The 19565-nt window shown below is 47.4% G+C and carries 20 protein-coding genes; 9 read left to right on the forward strand and 11 right to left on the reverse strand.

Features of this window, described 5'->3' with window-relative positions:
• Positions 1-97: 97 nt before the first annotated feature.
• Positions 98-952: an aldo/keto reductase gene (locus tag AYR61_RS03545; protein ID WP_156770454.1), complete on the forward strand. Its 855-nt coding sequence runs from the start codon at positions 98-100 to the stop codon at positions 950-952.
• A 708-nt stretch (positions 953-1660) separates the two neighbouring features.
• Here AYR61_RS03545 and AYR61_RS03550 read toward each other — a convergent pair.
• The 5 genes from AYR61_RS03550 to AYR61_RS03570 all read right to left on the reverse strand — a co-directional run bounded on the left by AYR61_RS03550 (position 1661) and on the right by AYR61_RS03570 (position 4815).
• Entirely contained in the window at positions 1661-2086 is a 426-nt protein-coding gene (locus AYR61_RS03550; protein ID WP_054710568.1) for an Hsp20/alpha crystallin family protein, read from the reverse strand.
• 120 nt (positions 2087-2206) lie between these two features.
• On the reverse strand, positions 2207-2623 hold the full coding sequence (locus tag AYR61_RS03555) for an Hsp20/alpha crystallin family protein (RefSeq protein WP_065901714.1): 417 nt from the start codon (positions 2621-2623) through the stop codon (positions 2207-2209).
• A gap of 584 nt (positions 2624-3207) precedes the next feature.
• Positions 3208-3570, reverse strand: coding sequence for a rhodanese-like domain-containing protein (locus tag AYR61_RS03560; protein ID WP_056987180.1), 363 nt, complete (start codon positions 3568-3570; stop codon positions 3208-3210).
• Between the two features lie 2 nt (positions 3571-3572).
• Complete coding sequence (locus AYR61_RS03565; RefSeq protein ID WP_054710575.1) at positions 3573-4100, reverse strand: MarR family winged helix-turn-helix transcriptional regulator; 528 nt, start codon at positions 4098-4100, stop codon at positions 3573-3575.
• 100 nt (positions 4101-4200) lie between these two features.
• Positions 4201-4815 (reverse strand): TetR/AcrR family transcriptional regulator, encoded by a 615-nt coding sequence (locus AYR61_RS03570; RefSeq protein ID WP_156319316.1) that lies wholly within the window; start codon positions 4813-4815, stop codon positions 4201-4203.
• 103 nt (positions 4816-4918) lie between these two features.
• On the opposite strand from AYR61_RS03570, the gene AYR61_RS03575 reads away from it, so the two are divergent.
• Positions 4919-5869, forward strand: coding sequence for an alpha/beta fold hydrolase (locus tag AYR61_RS03575; RefSeq protein ID WP_065901716.1), 951 nt, complete (start codon positions 4919-4921; stop codon positions 5867-5869).
• A gap of 141 nt (positions 5870-6010) precedes the next feature.
• Here AYR61_RS03575 and AYR61_RS03580 read toward each other — a convergent pair whose 3' ends face one another.
• The gene (locus AYR61_RS03580) at positions 6011-6712 is read right to left on the reverse strand and encodes a TVP38/TMEM64 family protein (protein WP_054710583.1); all 702 of its coding nucleotides are present in this window, start codon (positions 6710-6712) and stop codon (positions 6011-6013) included.
• 376 nt (positions 6713-7088) lie between these two features.
• Positions 7089-8258, reverse strand: a complete 1170-nt coding sequence (locus AYR61_RS03585) for an iron-containing alcohol dehydrogenase (RefSeq protein ID WP_065901718.1) — start codon at positions 8256-8258, stop codon at positions 7089-7091.
• 587 nt (positions 8259-8845) lie between these two features.
• Here AYR61_RS03585 and AYR61_RS03590 point away from each other — a divergent pair.
• Both AYR61_RS03590 and AYR61_RS03595 read left to right on the forward strand, forming a co-directional pair.
• Positions 8846-9220, forward strand: coding sequence for a hypothetical protein (locus AYR61_RS03590; protein WP_054710587.1), 375 nt, complete (start codon positions 8846-8848; stop codon positions 9218-9220).
• Between the two features lie 446 nt (positions 9221-9666).
• Positions 9667-11049, forward strand: coding sequence for a hemolysin family protein (locus tag AYR61_RS03595; RefSeq protein ID WP_065901726.1), 1383 nt, complete (start codon positions 9667-9669; stop codon positions 11047-11049).
• A gap of 146 nt (positions 11050-11195) precedes the next feature.
• Here the strand turns inward: AYR61_RS03595 and AYR61_RS03600 are convergent, their stop codons facing one another.
• Entirely contained in the window at positions 11196-12647 is a 1452-nt protein-coding gene (locus AYR61_RS03600) for an aminotransferase-like domain-containing protein (RefSeq protein ID WP_225353201.1), read from the reverse strand.
• Positions 12648-12683: 36 nt separating this feature from the next.
• Here AYR61_RS03600 and AYR61_RS03605 point away from each other — a divergent pair, with 36 nt between their 5' ends.
• Positions 12684-13298 carry a LysE/ArgO family amino acid transporter gene (locus tag AYR61_RS03605; RefSeq protein WP_056987178.1) on the forward strand — a complete coding sequence of 205 codons (615 nt, stop codon included), beginning with the start codon at positions 12684-12686 and terminating at the stop codon, positions 13296-13298.
• 583 nt (positions 13299-13881) lie between these two features.
• On the opposite strand, the gene AYR61_RS03610 is transcribed toward AYR61_RS03605, so the two are convergent.
• Positions 13882-14445, reverse strand: coding sequence for a TetR/AcrR family transcriptional regulator (locus tag AYR61_RS03610; RefSeq protein ID WP_054710593.1), 564 nt, complete (start codon positions 14443-14445; stop codon positions 13882-13884).
• 155 nt (positions 14446-14600) lie between these two features.
• Between AYR61_RS03610 and nrdI the strand changes: the two genes are divergently transcribed.
• From nrdI to AYR61_RS03630, 4 genes are all read left to right on the forward strand, one after another.
• Positions 14601-15068, forward strand: a complete 468-nt coding sequence (nrdI, locus tag AYR61_RS03615; protein ID WP_065901730.1) for a class Ib ribonucleoside-diphosphate reductase assembly flavoprotein NrdI — start codon at positions 14601-14603, stop codon at positions 15066-15068.
• Between the two features lie 12 nt (positions 15069-15080).
• Positions 15081-15830: an NADPH-dependent oxidoreductase gene (locus AYR61_RS03620; RefSeq protein ID WP_054710595.1), complete on the forward strand. Its 750-nt coding sequence runs from the start codon at positions 15081-15083 to the stop codon at positions 15828-15830.
• A 335-nt stretch (positions 15831-16165) separates the two neighbouring features.
• Positions 16166-16378 (forward strand): helix-turn-helix domain-containing protein, encoded by a 213-nt coding sequence (locus AYR61_RS03625; RefSeq protein WP_054710597.1) that lies wholly within the window; start codon positions 16166-16168, stop codon positions 16376-16378.
• Between the two features lie 9 nt (positions 16379-16387).
• Entirely contained in the window at positions 16388-16906 is a 519-nt protein-coding gene (locus AYR61_RS03630; protein WP_083215466.1) for an IclR family transcriptional regulator domain-containing protein, read from the forward strand.
• 70 nt (positions 16907-16976) lie between these two features.
• On the opposite strand, the gene AYR61_RS03635 is transcribed toward AYR61_RS03630, so the two are convergent.
• Complete coding sequence (locus AYR61_RS03635; protein ID WP_191982275.1) at positions 16977-18155, reverse strand: MDR family MFS transporter; 1179 nt, start codon at positions 18153-18155, stop codon at positions 16977-16979.
• 138 nt (positions 18156-18293) lie between these two features.
• Positions 18294-19547: an MFS transporter gene (locus AYR61_RS03640; RefSeq protein WP_065901736.1), complete on the reverse strand. Its 1254-nt coding sequence runs from the start codon at positions 19545-19547 to the stop codon at positions 18294-18296.
• Between the last annotated feature and the right edge of the window lie 18 nt (positions 19548-19565).

Raw genomic sequence — 19565 nt, forward strand, 5'->3', positions numbered from 1 at the left:
ACCATTTGGCCGAAATATGCTGTCGTCTTAAATAAAAGCCAAGAAATGAAAGCGGTTTGATATAATGGAGAGGACGAAACAAATGGAGGATGAGGATATGACGACAAAATTAGACACAGTGAAACTCGCTGATGGCAATGAAATGCCAACGGTCGGCTTCGGAACTTACCTGATCGACACGCAAGAGTTAATGGATAGCACGATCAAAACAGCGTATGAAACGGGATATCGCCTCTTTGATACCGCGCAGTTGTACCGCAACGAGGATCTGCTGGGTGATACCCTGGCCAAACAAAGCATTCCACGAGATCAGATTTTTATTACCTCAAAGGTTGCAGAAATCAGCCAGGGCTTCGACAATGCGATTGCCAGCATTGATGATTCACTGAAACGTTTAAAAACGTCCTACTTAGATTTAGTGATGGTCCACTGGCCAGTTCACGATCATTTTTTTGAAACTTGGAAGGCGCTGGAACAGCTTAAAAAGGACGGCAAGGTCAAATCAATCGGTGTCGCAAACTTTGAGCTGTCCCACCTTGAACTACTAAAGACCCAGGCCGAAGAGATGCCCGTTGTTAACCAGATTGAGTGCCACCCTTACCTGAGTCAAAAACCACTTATTGAATTCGATAAGGAAAATGACATCGTCACGCAGGCCTGGAGCCCCCTTGGTCGCGGCGTTGTTTTGGATGACCCCATGCTCAAGAAGATGGCGGCTCACCATAACGTTTCCGTCGCGCAACTTGTCCTCCGCTGGCACACCACAAACGGCGTCACGATCATTCCAAAGTCTAAAACACCAGAACGTATCCAAGAAAATATCCAGCTGGACTTTGACCTCACCGAAGACGAGATCGACATGATCAACATCATGAACCGCAACCAGCGAACTGGCCGCGAACCTGAACTCGTTTATGAACTTGGAAAACAGTATAAACTGCGGAAGGATTAGTGCTTTGCAGTCGCTGCGTTGCGCCGGTCGGCCCTGCAGGCTGTAGTGGGTCGCTACGGAGCTATTGAATTTCTTTCAGAAATTCAAGGATCTCCTCCGTCTCCCGTGTTTGTAGGCGAGGAAAGGACCCTCACCAACAAACACCGACACTACTGCCTGCAATGCCGACCGGCGCCACTCCGCTTACTATTTGCGAAACGATTAAAATTCCGATGCACGGTTACATCAACTATCAGAACGTTGACCTCAGCATAGTCGCTTAATTCAAGCTCATACCGTATTGCATAATGGTTTACTGTCAGTGGTTAATCAGCAGTCGAGCGCGGATAATCTGCAAACTAGTTTTGACTGAATTTTTGATACTTAGCCGCTCTCAACAGGTAGCTCACAGTCAGTGGAATGGCGCGATTTGGCACGGAGTTGTGGTGTCGATATCACTTGGTGGGCGAGGTCTTCGGCCACCTAGTGATATGCGAGTCGAATGAGATCCACTCGAGAGCCGCACAGCGGAAATCGAGTTAGCTCATTCGCGAGCCACCACTGCGGAGTGCCAAATCGTGCAATGCAACGGACAGATACATCTCATGACAGCATCAGCCTTTAAAAGAAAGTGGCTGTAAAAAAACACCCCGACGAAACCGCCGGGGTGTTTTTGTGTCTTAGTTAGGTTAGATGAGTGTGTGTGTCTTGTTGATTAGCGCGAGTTGATTAGTCGATTTCAATGTGGTGGCTGTCTTTTTGATCTTCAGCAACCTTTGGTAAGGTCAGGGTCAAAATACCGCCATCGTACGTTGCTTTAACGTTATCCTGATCAACACCTGGCAGGTAGAAGCTGCGCGTGATGTTGCTGGAGCTGCGTTCTTGACGTAATACCCGGCCATCTTCGTCCTTGTCTTCCTTTGCAACGTCATGGGAAGCGTTGATTCTTAATGTGTCATCACGGTAGTCAAGGTGAATCCCATCCTTCTTGAAGCCTGGCAATTCAGCCTTTACTTCATAGCCCTTGTCTGTTTCGTTAATATCGGTCTTCATCGTGGAGTTGCCGTTGAAGAAGTTGCGGCCAAAGTTGCCCATGTCGTTGAAAATGTTCATTGGATCAAACTCATTGTTCCGGTTGATTAAATAACGTGCCATAATTAAAACCCCTTTTTTAGTTTTTAATTTAGCAATCTAATATTTAGAGTGCTAACGTTAGTCAAAATTTATCCCGCCGCTCTTTTATCTGCGGGGGGGTGTCGTTAAGTTGCTTAGTGTTTAGTTGATATCAATGTGGTGACTGTCTTCAGTTTCCGGAGCCCGCTTTGGCAACGTCAACTTCAGCAACCCACCATCGTAAGTTGCGGCGATCTTGTCAGCATCCGCGCCTGGCAGGTAGAAACTGCGGCTGATGTTACGTGAAGACCGTTCCTGACGCAACACGCGACCTTGTTCATCCTTATGCTCCTGAGTCAGATCGTGGTTCGCGTTGATCCGCAACGTATCATTGTTATAGTCCAGGTGAATGCCATCCTTCTTGAAACCAGGTAACTCAGCTTTCACTTGGTAGTCGTTCTCGGTTTCTTTGATATCGGTCTTCATGGTGGTGCTGCCCCCAAAGAAGTCCTGGTCGAAGTCATCAAAAACGGTCATTGGATCAAATACAGTGTTTTCATTTGGTAAATAACGCATCATGTTAAAAACCCCTTTCAGCATCTTCATCTAGGTTCGGTCGGTCATTGGAAATAACCCTTAACCAACCTTGCAAGATATATAATAGTCAGTATTGGTCAAAGTTTCAAGCATTTAGCACTCTTTTATTTAGAGTGCTAAAATTAATTTTGCTTGATTGCTTTAAAGCACTGTTATTAAGGCGTTTATACGCATAAATTATTTTCAAAGAATTAGTTAAATAAGGTAAAATTGGAATCGTTTAAAAAATAAAGGTCAATTAATTTATGCATCTGTTCCTGTATGAACGCATAAAAAGGCCGATGCGTTTTTGTGCGCATCGGTCTTTTTATTTGCTTTATGATCTGTCTTTCTTGGCAACCGTGCCGAAATGAGCTCCACAAGGCACGGGACTAACGTGTAACGGACTCTGGCCAAAAAGTCAGGCCCGGACTTTTCGGCCAGAGTTGACTTTCTTTGCAACCGTGCCGAAATGAGCTTCGGAAAACTGAGGGCTACTGCCTAAGCCACTCTGGTAAAAATGCCAAACCCAGGCATTTCTACCAGAGTGGCTTAGGCTCCGCCCTCAAACCGTTTTCCTCCGCTCTCTAGATCTCTTCAATCGGTAAATTCATACCTTTCCAACCTTCCAAAGCGCCGGCTAATTCAAAGGCTTTGAATCCCGCAGACAGCAAGGTTAACAATGCTTCCTTACCTAGGGTCGTCCCAGCATTCCAATCGTACACGACGTAGGTCTTAGACTTATCCAATTCGTCTAAATGGTCGGCCAAATCCTTTGCAGCCAACGCAACAGCACCCTTGATCTGATTCTTCTTGACCTGAGCTGGCGCGTTACGGACATCCAGCACCACCATTTCAGGGTCAGCCTTCTTCATATCGGCTAAAACGGCAAAGTGACTGATGTACAAGCTCAAATACGTTTTTAAAAAATTAATTTTTTCTGTTTCCATGGTTAAGACTCCATTTCTGTTTTCAAATTTGAGGTACCCTGATTGATCTTGTTCAACAACGACGCAAATGTTTTCAGTTCGTCTGGGGTCAACTGACCAAAGAGCGTCTTGACGGCCGCAAAGTTGGCGGGCAAAAATGCATCCAGGGTCGCCTTACCAGTTGGGGTCAACTGCATGTACGTTGCCCGTTTGTCCGTCTCGGAGGCTCTTTTTTGTACCCACCCATCAGCCGCCATTCCGCGCAGCAGCTTGCTGACGGTGGCTCTCGTGGCGCCCAGCTGATCCGCAATTTCAGACGGCAATAACTGTTGGTCTGTCGCTTCTGACAAAAACATCAGGATGATAAAACGTGATTCCGTTAAATGATGCTGCGTCAAAACAGCATCATATTGTCGCTGCATGCCACGGTAGGCCCACTGAAAATTGAGGAACTGTAATACGACTTCGGTATCAATATCCGACAGCGCACTGTTTTTCGTCAGTTCAATACGTGCCGCGTTCGGGCGGTTGTTAAAGTTAAATTTATCCATGTCGTCACATCTTTCAATCTAATTAGCCGGCTAACTATATTGGGTAGTATACGCCGGTCATCTTGAATGTCAATCTTTTTGGTTTTAAAAAATGACGAGCCTAATTTTCGTCGTTAGTCTTGGGTTGTGCCTCATGAGTTAGTCGAGTCCCCGCTTGCCGCATCTGGTCGAGGACTGGCGGCTCACCAAACAGGCCGTTCAACTCAGCGACCACTTCTGCCGGTGAATCGTCCGGAAAGACGGTCATTGCCACGCGTAAGCCGGTCATCATCATCGCCGACCGTACCTCAATGAAGTAGCGCCAATCCCGCTGGGCAATGTGCCCGCTCTCGCGTAGAAAGCCCAATTTGTCAGCTAACAGCTCCGCTACCATCTGCTGAAACTGATCAAATAATTTAGCCGCCATAAGTGCATTAAACAGTGGCTTCTGATCCAACCAGCCCTGCATTAAGGCCGTCATCACCGTCTGCGTACTCGTCTGCCATGAGGTTTGCGCCACGATGGCATCAAACTGCTGATTCATTTGGTACAACAACACGTCACCCTTATCATCAAACAACCTGTAAAAGGTTGCCCGGCCAACGCCAGCTCGTTGGGTCAGCATTGTGATCGTGATCGTTTCGAATGGGGTTGTCGCTAACAGATTCGTCATGCCTTGATAAATCAGCCTAGCTGATTGCTGTTTTCGTTTGTCATTACCAACGTGATACATCATCCCGCCTCCTGTTTCACTTCTTCTTATACGCTATAATTCATGAATTAAACGTGTTACGATACAAATGTATCATATCATAACCACTAAAAACGAGATGATTTTTATGACAAAAACAACCTTTAAACAACCACTTTTAGACCACAACTCGCCAGAATTCAAGACTGCCAAGCAAGCTGAAGCGGCCCTCTTTAACGTGTATAACCTTACCGGGACTGACACATACTATCAGTTGCCGGATTCAGACATGCGCGTACGCGTGACCGAAATCGGATCCGGAACACCCATCTTCATCGTTCCCGGTAACACGGGCGACGGTTTCCCTTTCAGTAGTCTCATTGGTCATATGGGCAACCACCATTTCTACCTTTTTAACCGCCCTGGTGGCGGACTTAGTGACGGTATTGACCTGACGAAATTACCTGACATCCGCCAGTTTGTCGTCGACACTATCGATACCGTTTTAAACGACCTTCACCTAGACCGGGTGCCAATCATGGCCCACTCAATGGGCTGCCACTGGGCACTCTGGTACGCTCTGGCGCATCCGGAACGTGTCAGCAAGTTAATTTTAATTGGCAACCCAGGCCGCGTGATGCTGGGGAAGACGCCGGCGCCACTTAAGGTGCTTACACTGCCCGGTCTCGATAAAATCGTTTCAAAGCGCCTCATTCCTAAGAATCAAGATCAGGCATTCAACGGCTTGAAACTGATGGGCACTAACAAGGAAACTCTGGCAACCTTGCCGAATGAACTGCGTGAAGCCTACCTGCGCTTTGAGCACTTACCAAACTACAGTGTTTCTACGTTATCGTTGCTTAAGACCCTGACGGTAAACCCTAAGTATGAGATCAAGGCCGCCGATCTGGCTCAGATTCAATGCCCAACACTGATGTTATGGGGTGAAAACGATACGTTTGCCTCCGTTGATAAGGGACGTGAAATTGGAAACGCCCTGCCTGATAATCGGTTCCATCTAGTCAAAGATGCCGGTCATATGCCTTGGCTGGACCGGCCTGAAGAGTGTGCTGGTCAAGTTGAGTTGTTTTTACAATAATGAAGTTTAAATAAGCAGCCATATTAAAACCCCCAGATACAAATTCCGAATTGAATGTTGTATCTGGGGGTTTTATGAGTTATTGATAGGTTTTGTCGAAACACCTTTTGAGAAACTGAGGGTGACTGCCTAACCAACGCGCTATTCTGTGGCTTCACGTTTCTTGATCCGCTTTGTCAGCACAACTAACAGACAAACCGCTAGGATCACAATGATGCCAATCGTCATATTGCCGTTACTGATCAGATGGCCACCCATTGCGTAAATAATGGCAACTGGTAACGTGCCAACAAGCATTGGTAGTAAAATTTCACGCATGGTTAATTTTAAATTCACGGCTGTAAAATTGACGAACAGTGTCGGTAACATAGGTACCGCGTAGCCAATTGTCAGGCCCACGCGTGGTGCCCGCATATTGGAGATCCGGTCAATGAGCCGAAAATCATGTTTCTGCGTCCAACGGGAAAGTCCCCACCGTTGCAACACACTAAACGTGATCAGATTACCAGCTGCGATACCTAGTAGATTGATCAGCCAGCCCCATGAAGCCCCGTAAATGGCGCCAATCAGGACACAGGCTGCTGAAACAGGGAAACCAGGAACTGCCGACAACGTGGTAATGAGCAGAAAAACGAGTACCAGCGTGGAAGGCCTAGCTTGGTTGGCTCGAACTGTATTCCAAAACTGCTGACGCGTGGCCGTGTTAAAGGATTCGATTGCATGAATCTGGGGTGCAAATTGTACCAGGAGAAGATTGACCAACAGGACAATGAGGATGACGCCCAGCATAAACATGGTAAAGTGCACCCACCGTCGCCGGCGATGCCAGTACTTCGGCCGCATGGTGTGGCCTCCCTTCTGTGATGGAAATTATAGTATCTAGGATACTCGTGAAGTTCTTCTCACTCAACTAAAGGTAATTCATTTTGGGTATTTTGTTGGTATTTGAAAGTATGTTTGATTGGTTATGCTTTCTATGGGTCTCTTCTACATAGCCGAAACGCGCAAAAAGGGGCACCCCCGGCCACGTATGCTAAATAAAAACAAGATCCCAAGTTCAGGGACCTTGTTTTTTACTGTGGTTCTCTCTCACATAGCCGAAACGCGCAAAAAGGGACAGCCCCCGGCCACGTAAGCTAAATAAAAAGAAGACCCCAAGTTCAGGGGTCTTCTTTTTATTTAGCTTACGCTCTGGGGGCTAACCGTCCCTTTTTACGCTCTATTCTGCGTCATAAGCTTCCTGGAACAACTTCACAATTTCTTCTTTAGTCCCCTTACGAGGGTTTGAGAATGCGTTGCCGTCCTTCAATGCATTTTCAGCCATCAATTCAAAGTCTTCTGGCTTTGCACCGATTGCCTTGATGCTACGTGGGATGTTGCAATCATCGGCCATTTGACGCATTGCCTTGATTGACAAGTCAGCAGCGTCGCGTGTTGATAAGCCATCGGTGTTTTCACCCATGTACTTAGCCAATTCAGCAAACCGTTCTGGGCAAGCCACGATGTTGTACTTTTCAACGATTGGCAACAAGATGGCACAGCAGACACCATGAGGGGCATCGTATTGACCACCCAATTGGTGAGCCATGGCATGAACGTAGCCTAAGTCAGCGTTGTTGAAAGCCATCCCACCGAGCATTTCGGCTTCGACCATCTTAGTACGGGCTTCAACATTGTGGCCGTTAGCAACGGCATCACGAAGGGCTTCTTCACAAAGCTTGATACCTTCGATACATTGACCGTCAGTGATTTCGTTACGGTTGGTTGACACGTATGGTTCGATCAATTGAACGAACGTATCCATACCAGTAGCAGCAGTTAAGCCAGCTGGCACAGCCAACATCAACATTGGGTCGTTGAAGGATACCAACGGAATGTTACGCCATGAAACAACAACGAACTTCAGCTTTGTTTCTTCGTTCGTGATCACACAGTGACGGGTCAATTCTGAAGCAGTCCCGGCAGTGGTGTTAACAGCCATCAATGGTGGTAATGGGTTTTCCAAAGTTTCGATCCCGGCTAACTTGGTGATATCATCGCCATTAGTCAAAATGATACCGGTACCTTTCCCACAGTCATGAGATGAACCACCACCAACAGTGATGATACTGTCACAGTTTTCGTCTAAGTATACTTGTTTTGCAGCTTTAATGTTGCGAACTTTAGGGTTTGGTTCTACACCATCATAAATGGCGTAGGTCACACCGGCAGCGTCCAATGAAGCTAAGGTTTGGGCAACTGGGCCGTTATCCATACCGCGCAGGAATTTGTCCGTTACGATCAATGGCTTCTTCATGTTCAACATCTTGGCACGATCGCCAATCTTTTCAATGACACCTTTACCAAAGAAGTTAACACTTGGCATTAAGAAATCGAAGTTCTCTTTCATGGTATAAACGCTCCTCATAAAATGTTTGTTATTAAGTTCACACCAGAATCATACCACCGCGTTTGTGAATTGTAAACGTTTAATCGACTGATATCGTGCAGATTAATTAACCCGGTAAATCGTATTCTAACGGCGTTTTTAGTTATTTATTATACTTATTTTACAAAAATGTCCATTAGAATTCACTAAGGTTACTCGACGTAATGTGGCCACTAATTTCACAAGCATTTTGGCATTAACTGACCAGCAAAAACAGGTGACACCCTTTAATGAACCTCCTTTTGGGACGTTAATTGTTTTACTTATCAAGGCATTTATTTGTGATTTCTTTCTGAGGGTGGCATGTGATGGTTTCTGTGAGAAATGACGTTGCCTATGATATTTTATAAATTGGTCGCACAAGCCACGAATAAGGTTCTTATATTCAGACCTAGATTTGGCAAATTAGTGCTAGTTTTATAGCGTGATTTTGCGCAGCTTGTTACCGAGCCCCACCTGCCGATTTGCAGCCCTGAACTTTTATTGCGCTAGTATCCGCTTTCAGTGCTAAGATAAAGGTGTCTATTAAAACAAAGGAGATCTTATTTATGGCAGACAAAAAAGCAGAGGGCGCCACGGTTACTGAGCCGACCTACGACTTTTCCGATGAAACGATCGAGAAAGCTGCTGACCTGATTGCCAAGCAAGGCTACATCACACGCAACGATATTCCAGAGATGAAGGACCTGCAGTGGGCAGATGCGTTCGGCAAGAAAATGGACGAGTACTTCCTGGCAAAACAGGCAGACCGGTTCATCTACTACGAAGACTTTGACTACGTCGGCGGCGACATTGACGCAATCATCTTTGATATGGATCAAGTCAAGACAAGAGACGATGCCCTCCACGTGCTGGGCAAGGCGCTTGGGTTGAAGATCGTTGATGGTAGTTTGGATGAGATCGAGAAGAATATTACGAATTAGAGCGTGGAACAAGGCGTTTTGAGGGCGGAGCGTAAGCTAACTCTGGCAGAAATGCCCGGGTTTGGCATTTTTGCCAGAGTTAGCTTATGCAGTAGCCCTCAGCCTTGTGGAGCGCGTTTCCGCTACGATTCCAAGAAAGCCGTAGCCTCACCCTACTTCAAACAAATTACCACAAAACAAAAACCAGTTCAGTTCAAATAAAGACCTCCAGCCAATCTCAATCCCGAGATTACTGAAGGCCTTTTTACATAAAAAACACCACACCAACAAAACCACCACCCAAATTTCACCCCCAACCCAAACACACCCCCAGCTATATGTTGGACTCCCCACTTCATCCCAAACACCCCATCAGTATTTTCCCTGATTAATGCAAACACTACTTAAAAAACAACTAACAACGCGGTATAATAAATGGTAGTTTTACAACTATATGCTTTTACGAAATGAGGAATGAATCTTTGGATAGTGGTCAGATAATTATCAATTTAATTGTTATTTTAATCACTTTCTGTTTTGCTGCGTTTTTCGTGGCTTGCGAATTTGCTCTGGTTCAAACCAGACCCAGCGCCCTTGAAGAGGCACTGGACAACGGAGAAGGCTCAAAAGCCCGTCTAAAGCGCTCGCTGAAGATGGTCACGAACCTTAACGAATACCTATCGACGACACAAGTTGGGGTTTCAGTAGCCGGCATTATTTTAGGTTGGCTTGGGGAATCCACACTTTCTGCCATTTTAATCGATCTGCTAAATATTACCCACACGAATCCAGGTGGCGCCACTGCTCATGCAATTGGCGCGGTCGTGGGGGTCCTCCTACTAACTTACCTGGAAGTTGTCTTTACGGAAATCGTGCCGAAGAACATTTCGATCGACATGCCAATGCAGGTGCTGCGCTGGGTCACAACGCCGCTGCATTATTTCCATATTCTGTTCTACCCGTTCGTTTGGTTGTTAAACGTCTCAGCCAGCGGCGTCGTCAAACTGTTAGGATTTCCCGTAGCGGACGAAAGTGATGAGGTCTTCTCACAGGCGGAAATTTTGAGCCTGTCGCGAAACGCCGTTGAAGGTGGGGAACTTGAGAAGAACGACTATGTTTACATGCAACGGGCCTTCGAATTAAACGACAAAGTGGCTAAGGATATCATGATCGACCGAACGGCGCTGGTGGTGATCGACATCACGACCTCCGTTAAAACGGCCATCAATGTCTATCTGCAAGAGAAGTTTAGCCGCCAGCCTGTCGTGGCAGACAACGACAAGGATAAGATCCTGGGTTACGTCTACAACTACGACCTCATTCGGCAACAACAAGTTAATTCTGACATTCACATTGATAAACTGTTGCGGAATATTTCGACAACGCCGGAATCAACGCCAATCACAGAAGTCCTGCAAAACATGATCCGTAAACGCACCCCAATCGTGGTCGTTGTGGATGAGTATGGTGGGACTTCCGGCATCATCACGGATAAGGATATTTACGAAGAACTCTTCGGGACTGTCCGGGATGAAATTGATGATTCGTCAACTGAAGATATTTTCAAACAACCTAATGGCAAGTACCAAGTCAGCGGGAAAATGACGACTTACGATTTCGAACGCTATTTTGATACCGATTTGAAAGAATTTGAAACAAACGACATCGTCACAATTGCTGGTTCCATGATTGATAATCACCCCGATTTGAAACAGGGTGACATCATCAAAGTCGCTAACTTCGACTTTAAAGTTCTCGATTACGAAAATTCGTTTATCAACTGGTTTGAAGTCACTGTCCATGATCCAAAGGACATGCCGCCAGAAGATGACGACGAGGATGACGATTAAAAAACACCCAGGTCAGTCTCAGCTGGCTTGGGTGTTTTTTGGTTGGTTGTAAACGTCACTCTTGGTTGGGTTGTCGTCCTTAGTATGCTGTTATGATTAACCACGCTCTCAATCAAATTAACCATGACACGAAAAATTTGGTTGGGTCAACGCAACTGTTGATGAATCAACTCAGCGATAATCGTCAGTCCCTCGGTGAACCGTTCCGAAGTTTCATATCCATATGACAGCCGAATCTGCTGGGTGGCATGACTATCGTAAACTACACCAGGATTAAGCAAGACCCCGGCTTCGACGGCATCGTTAAACAGTTTCGTGACTGATATCTCCGGTGTCAGCGTCACCCAGATATAAAAGCCGCCACTTGGTCGGTTCCAGGTCGCAACATCGCCGAGCTGCCGTTCCAATTCGCGCTGTGCATTATCGCGTCGAACCCGAATTGCAGCGCGCATTTCTGTAAGATAGGCTTCATAGTCAGCATCGGCGAAAATAGCGGTCAGCACCTGTTGGGACAGTGAACTGGCACCATAATCCGTCTGCATTTTAACATCCGCCAATCGTTTGATAATCGCACTAGAGCCAACCAGCCAGCCTAACCGCATCCCCGGCGCCAGCGACTTTGAGATTGACCCCAAGTAGAGGACATTTCCTGCAATGTCGTTTGCCTTCAAGGGTTGCGGTGGTCGCTCATCCAGCCAAATATCCTGGTAAGCTGTGTCCTCGATGATTGGCAGCTGATGCGTTTTAGCAAACTGCAGGAGGTCCTGCCGTCGCTGAGCATCCATCACGGTGCCGCCCGGATTATCAAACGTCGGGATCGTATACAGCAGTCGCTGGTGGGTCGTTGGCTTAATGTGCCAATATTGCGGCCCATTATCGTCGACCGGTAATTCCGAAAACTGGGCGTTCACCGACTGCAAAACACGCAAGGATTTCAAATAACTCGCTGGTGTGGTGTACACCGTCGCACCCTTTTCCAGCAGAGAAACCGCAATCAACTGCAAGGACTGTAACGATCCCGAGGTGATCAGCACGTTATCCGGTGTGGTCACGATGCCCCATTTACTGAGCCGTTGAACCAGTGCCTCCCGTAGTGCCTGCAATCCAAGCGGCGGCAAGTAGTTCAAGTTAGTAAGTTGGTCAGCCGCTTGGCGCATCGCTCGCTGGATAAACGCCTTGGGATAGAGGTCAGGCCCTAATTCGCCAGTACTCATCCGAATCAGGTCGCCACGGCCTTCCAGATCATTGATCCGCTGAATCACAGGCTGGTTGGCAACAAATTCGCCAGACGAAATATAATCCTGCCAATTCATGGGGTCATGTGCCATCATCACGGACCAACTGTTACTGGCGATTCGAGTACCAGCACCATGGTCAGTCGTGAGCACCCCATCTGCCAACAGAATCGTTATGGCCTGTGAAATGGTACTGCGATTAACACCAAACTGAGCTGCCAATTGCCGCTGTGTGGGCAGTTGGTCGCCAATCAACCAGTCGCCTGTCTGGATCCGCGCCAAAAAATAACTGATAATTTGCTGGTACATCGGAATAGTCGCCGTTGAATCCGGCACCCAATTCAGTTCAATACGTTGTCCCATTTTCCACACCCTTTCGTGTCTCATAAAGGAGTTCCTATGATCAATCTTATTAAGGGCCTATTATTTGGCCTTGCCTACGTGGCACCAATCGGCATGCAAAACCTCTACGTCATTAATACGGCGCTAAAACAACCACGCCATAAGGCTTATATCACAACCATTATCGTCATTTTCTTTGATATTTCGCTATCCCTCGCCTGTTTTCTTGGTGTCGGCCAGTTGCTGAAAGTCTTTCCCATTATCAAACAAGGCTTATGGCTCATCGGCGGTGGTCTCGTCGCCTATATGGGCATCTCACTACTCAGGGATAAGGGCAGCGATAGCCAAACAATAAGCGAACCAGAATCCTTTAGTTATCGCAAGGTCGTCATCGCAGCCTTTACGATTGCGTGGCTAAACCCGCAAGCAATCCTAGACGGCACGCTGCTGCTAGGGGCCTTTCGAGCGTCACTGCCAGGAACCGCTGGCGACATCTTCCTAATTGGCGTGATGATTTCTTCATTCATTTGGTTCAATTCATTAACCACCATTTTCAACTTGTTGAAGGCAAAAATCAATCTCAGGATCCTGGTCATGATCAACCGCGTCTGCGGGGTGATCATGATTGGGTATGGGGTGAGGTTGTTGTGGGCATTTGTGCAGAGTGTGTAGCGAGGCGGTAAGGGGCGGTGTGTAACGGACTCTAACGGAAATGCCTGGGTTTGGCATTTTTGTTAGAGTCCGTTACACGTTAGCCCCTTGCCTCGCGAAACACGTTTAGTCTATGAAAACTAGAAGCACAGATCTAGCAGAACATTCCGAACCAAACTTAGGCGATATGGCATAAAAACGCCACAAAACTGCCGCCAATAAACCTTTAGCATCTCTATATAAACTCAAAAACGACCTCAGGCAAGATTCTATATAAAATCTTAGCTTGAGGTCGTTTTCTTGGTTATGTTTACTGGTTTGACGCTACATTATATTCATGAGATTACTGAAGCTATACCTTCTAGGCCTCGCAGCCTAAACGTGTTCGGCAGAGGGCTCCTGTGTAAGCAACTCTGGCAAAAATGCCATTGATTTTTCGCCTAGATTTACCTTATTGGCATTACGCTTTCTCGGTGATATTGCCGAAACGTGCTCCGCAGGGCAAGGGGCGGCCATATAAGGGACTCTATCACAAATCCCAAAACCGGGGATTTCTGCCAGAGCCCCTTATATTCTGCCCCTTAACCGCCCTGCTCCACACTCTCTACGGATTCAACACAAACTCCTGCAACCGATCCCCAAACTGAATCACCGCATCGTTCTTCCCGTTACGCAGCTGCCACAGCAAAAACAACATCACGTTGCTTGAATACAGGTCACTCAAATATTCCAGTGGTAAGCCTGTCTTACCTGCCAGATCAATGTGATCGAAGTATGCCTGGGCCGTTTTACGTAAGATTTCTTGGAAGTTGCGCTCCAGATCAGCGGATTCCGTGTGGATATCAAAGAGTTGCAACAGAATATCCCGGTACTGGGTCAGAGCCAGAATCAAGACCTTTACCGTGTTGGACCCAATTTCTGGTGTATGTATACTGAAACGTTGGTTCACGATGTCTTCAAACACACCTGTATAATAATTCACGAGTTGTTCAAGGAGATCGTACTTGTCGTAATAGTGGCTATAAAAGGTAGAACGCCCAATTTTAGCTGTCTTCGATATGTCCTGAACGGTAATTGTTTTAAATTCCCGCTTCTTTAATAATAGGAAAAAGGCCCGTTCGATCTGTTCGTTTGTGCGACGAACCCGCAAATCTTGTTTTTCTGTCACTCTGGCTCACCCCGGCTTCTTGTTGTTATTAAGTTCCGCTAACACCTTTAATAATTTTAGAGTACAATAAAAATTGTAACACTAAATATAGTATCTCATATCATTAAGATCATATTTCAATCCACAATTTATCGACCCCCTGGAGGCTAACCAAGATGGACCCAATTCGTATTTTATACATTTCCATTGCGGGCAACACCCGTAACTTTGTTGAACACCTGACCCGGTATGCCATGGCGCAGAACCTTAAAAACAAGGTATTACCAACGATCGAAGCAACTGAAATTTCAGAAGAATCTGACTTTGCAGACGAAACGACCCCCTACTTCTGCTTTGTCCCAACCTACTTAGATGGCGGCAACGGCATCGACACCGGGGTCAAGGAACTCATGACCAACGTGATGGGCGAATACATTGCCTACCACGACAACGCTGACCAGTTGATTGGTGTTGTCGGCAGCGGTAACCGAAACTTTAACGAGCAATATTGTTTAACCGCCCGCCGTTACTGTGAACAATTCGACGCCCCATTCGTCGCCGACTACGAGCTTCGTGGTGTTCCGGCCGACGAAAGCCGCATTTACAACAAACTCGTTGTCCGCGTGCAACTGCTCAACCTGTAGCGAGGTGCCATCTTGACCAACCCAATTCTAGACCAACTTAACAATCATCGCAGCATCCGCCAATTTACCGATGTCGCGCTGACTGATACTGAAATCAGCACGCTGGTCGACGCCGCCCAACATGCGCCGACCAGCACCTTTTCACAGCAGTATTCCATTATCAGTGTCACCGATGCTGAAACGATTCAAGCGTTGGCGTCTATTACTGGCCACGCATGGATGAAAAACAGTGGCCACTACTTCATCATGGTTGCCGATCAGTACCGCAACTTGCAGATCACGAAGTCAGCGGGTCGCGACACGGCACTATTGCACTCAACGGACAAGTTTCTTGCGAGCGTTTTTGATGCCGCAATCGCAACTGAAAACATTGTGGTCGCTGCCGAAAGTCTTGGCCTGGGCAGCACCATTATGGGCAGTATCTTAAACAACGCTGGCAAGGTCATTGCGTTACTGAATCTGCCAGAGTTGACCTTTCCACTACTCGGGATAGCGGTGGGTCACCCAGCAGGTATGCCCGACCTCAAACCGCGGATGCCGCAATCAATGATGCACTTTACAGATACCTACAACCTACCTGATGATTTTGCTGCTCAGTTGACCGCCTACGATGACGAGCTTACTGCTTACTACCAGCAACGCGATAGTCATACCAAGCAGGAAAACTTTAGCCACCACTTGGCGCGCGAGTTGTCTCGCGACCTTAATGTGCGTGCGGATCTTGCTACACTGGTGAAGCAGCAAGGATTTAAACTGGAGTAGCTGATACTTTGCAGTGATGTATAGGGCATTGCTGTGCGTGTTGGCTTTAGGCTTTTTGTTGATTGCTTTTTCGGTTTTATTGCTAAAACGTGTTTTGCAGGCAGAGGGCTCCTGTGTAAGCAACTCTGGCAAAAATACTATTGTTTTTTCCACTTAATTTACCTTATTTGTATCGCGCTTTCTCGGTTATATTGCCGAAACGTGTTCCGCAGGGCAAGGGGCTAACGTGTAAGGGACTCTGGCAGAAATGCCAAGTTCAGGCATTTCTGCCAGAGTCCCTTACACACCGCCCCTTAACCGCCCTGCTCCACACTCTACTTTGGAGGACTCCCCACATGACCAAACCCATTCAATCCGTTGAGCGGGCCACCAGGATCTTGGATTATCTGGCGGACCGGCCGGAAACTAAAATTAGTGAACTTAGTGATCATTTAGGCATCTCTAAGACCACGTTGTTCGGCATTGCTGAAACGCTCTGTCAGACTGATATGCTGTATAAAAACCCACTTTCAAGCGGCTATTCAATTGGTTCAAAATTCATTCGTTAAGTTAAACCACTGTCTAACGACAAGCTCACGCGGGTGCTTAAACCTTACCTGCAGGTCGTTTGCAACGAGTTTGGCGAAGACATCTACTTAACTATTCTTCAGGACCAGCACGTCCACTACATCGCTAAAATTCAGGCTGATCTGACGCAACATAAACAGGTGCCGACATCCACCGACGACTTTCTGTACAATACCGCCGCCGGGAAGATTCTCCTTAGCAGCTTTTTACCTGCCGAACTCTCGGTATACCTGGATCAACTGCACGAATCCAACAAACTTTCTGTCAGTCAGGTTCATGACCTCAATCGTGACCTGACCAAAACGCGCCAGGACAACTTGTCATACGATCTCGGCGGCCAATCCCCAGACATCAACTGTGTGGCTGTGGGCATTCGGAATTACCGGCACGATATTCTTGCCAGCATGGCCGTTTTGATGCAACGCAACGAAGATATTTCCGAACGCACGGCAGCGATTGCTGAACGGATGCAGGATATATCGACTGAGTTAGAAAAGCGTCTCATTTAACGCATTACCCTTAATTTCAAAATAAAAAAGCGCTCATCCAGCAAAGATGAACGCTTTTTTATTTTGCGTTTTAATCCTCATAGTTCACAGTCCGATGCATCACAAACGCAAAGCTGACAAGGAGTATGACCAGGAGCAGTACATAGAGCGCAACCGCACTTCTAAACAACCACGTGTAGGAAGTTGCTTCAATGATTATCCCGCCAATCAACGGTCCAACTGCCCGTCCAGCAGAAATCAATGCGTTGAGCATCCCCTGATACTTTCCTTTTCGTGACCCATCACTGAGTTGATTAACTAACGCCGGAATAGCTGGAAACATGGTCGACTCGCCAATCGTCAGTAAAATCATGGCGCTCACAAACTCAGCGTACTGGTGGGCAAAGGAGAGCACGATGAAGGATAGGATAAACATGACCATCCCAAAGGTAATCTGCATCCGTTCGGTGATCCAATGGCTCGGCAACAAGTTCAAGCCCATCTGAATCAGCACGATGCCCGTGGCATTGATCGTCCATAAAATACTGTATTGTGAAAGCGCAAACCCCAAGTGCGTCATGTAAACAGAGACGTTTGACACCCACTGCTGGTACATGACCCAGATCGTAAACAGCGTCAAAAAACCGATGTAGACCATGATCCGGTTGGCTCGCGGATACGCGGAAGGTTGCGCCACATTCTGCGCAGTCTCAAGGTGACTGGTCGTTTGACGATTGACGGGCTGAAAGGTCAGCTGCAAAATGATCAAGAAAATGACGAACAGCACGGCGGCCACCGCGAACAATAAGGCCACGTTGATATCGTACAGAAAGCCAACCATGGAACTGCCGATGACCACACCTAAATTTTGAAAGAGGTAGAGGGTGTTAAACACGCGTTTGGACGCCGTACTATGAATGCTTGTACCAATGGCGTTGATCTGCGCTTGAATCCACCCAGCCAGAAAGCCCTCGATGGCTAACCACACGGGAAAGATTGGCCAACCGTGCCAGAGTGTCAGGCCAACCATGACGCCCAGCAAAATGATAGCGGCGCCCCGCAGCAACTTAAATGGGTTATGGCCATCGTAGAGCACGCCGCTCAACGTACTGCCAGCAACGCCCGTCAGCGAGTTCACTAACAGTACGACCCCAATAACCGTCAGCGATTGATGTAATTGATTATGCAGATACACACTGGTCAGCGGCCACACAAAACTCATTCCTAAATTATTGATCATGGCCGCCACGGCAAGCCAGCGTAATTTCATTTCCGACATCGTTTTCTCCTCGATCTTTTAGATAGCGAACCTTTAATTATAGCTACCCGTTAGACCGAGTGCAACCCAAATCGTGTGACGCGCTTTGCCGCTTGATCAGATTGCGCGCCAACGAAATGCCAACCGCAACTAAAACCAGGGCGCTGCCCAACCAGTAGATCCACTGTTGCCCAGCACCATCCCAAGGTTGCGCGCCAACGCGTTAACGCTGCCAGCAATCCCTAACTGGTTGCTTGGGACAGCGCCCATGATCATCGCGTTATTTGGCGACTGGAAAATGGCGTTGCCAAGACCAAGAAGGCCAATAAAACTACAGTAGCTGACGAGCATCGTTTGCAGTGTCACGTGGGCAAACAACACCTGTGTCACCAGAATGATGCCGAGTCCCACCACGGAAATTTTCAGCGCGCCAAACCGGTCTGACAGCCGGCCAGAAATCGGTGCAATGATCACCTGCACCAACGGGAGCGCCATCATCATATAACCGACAATGTTCGGGCCAAGATGCCGCGCATTTTCCAGATAAAATGGTGTCAGCACCATGTAAAAGTTATTAGCGATAAAAATAAGAATGGCGGTGCCAACGCCGACCGAAAAGTGAAATGACTTAAAAATGCTAAGGTCAATCGATGGCGTGCTGGTGTGCCGTTCATAGCCAACAAAGCCCACAATAGCCAGCAGGGCGGCCACGAGGAATACAAGCAACGCCGCGTTTGCGTAGCCAAATTGCCGGCCGCCATACAGGTAGGTGAACACGCCAATGATGCCAACGCTAACCAGAATGGTGCCAAGACCATCAAACTGAGTGACTTGCATCGTTTTATTTCTGGGCAACACAATCAAGCCGAGAATCACCATCGCGACACCGATCGGCACGTTGATCCAAAAAATAGCCTCCCAGGGAAAACTGTTGAGAATCACGCCACCGACACCGGGCCCGGCAATCATGCCAAGCGCCACAAACGACCCGATCCAGCCAAGTGCCTGGCCGCGTTCCCCAGTCGAAAAGGTTTCAGTAATGATGCCGTTATTGGTGCTCATCGTCATCGCTGCGCCAACCGCCTGAATGGCCCGAGCAGTTAGCAGCATGCCAAACGCAGTACTAATGCCGCAAAGCAGTGATCCTAATGTGAACACCACCATCCCGATTTTAAAGATTTTGATTTTACCTACTGAATCCCCCAGCTTGCCAAACGGCAGCAAACACACGCAGATGACAACAAGGTAAACGGAAATCAGCAGTTCCGATAAACTCATGGTAATGTGCAGCGACCGGTTGATCACCGGCAGTGCGACATTAACGATGCTAGCGTCCAGGTCACTCATGAACGTGATGACGCCCACGCAAATGAGCACCCACCACCGTTTTGAATTTTGTGCCAAATTAAAGTCTTCTTTTTA

This window comes from Secundilactobacillus paracollinoides, assembly GCF_001702155.1.
In the GTDB taxonomy this organism is placed as follows: domain Bacteria; phylum Bacillota; class Bacilli; order Lactobacillales; family Lactobacillaceae; genus Secundilactobacillus; species Secundilactobacillus paracollinoides.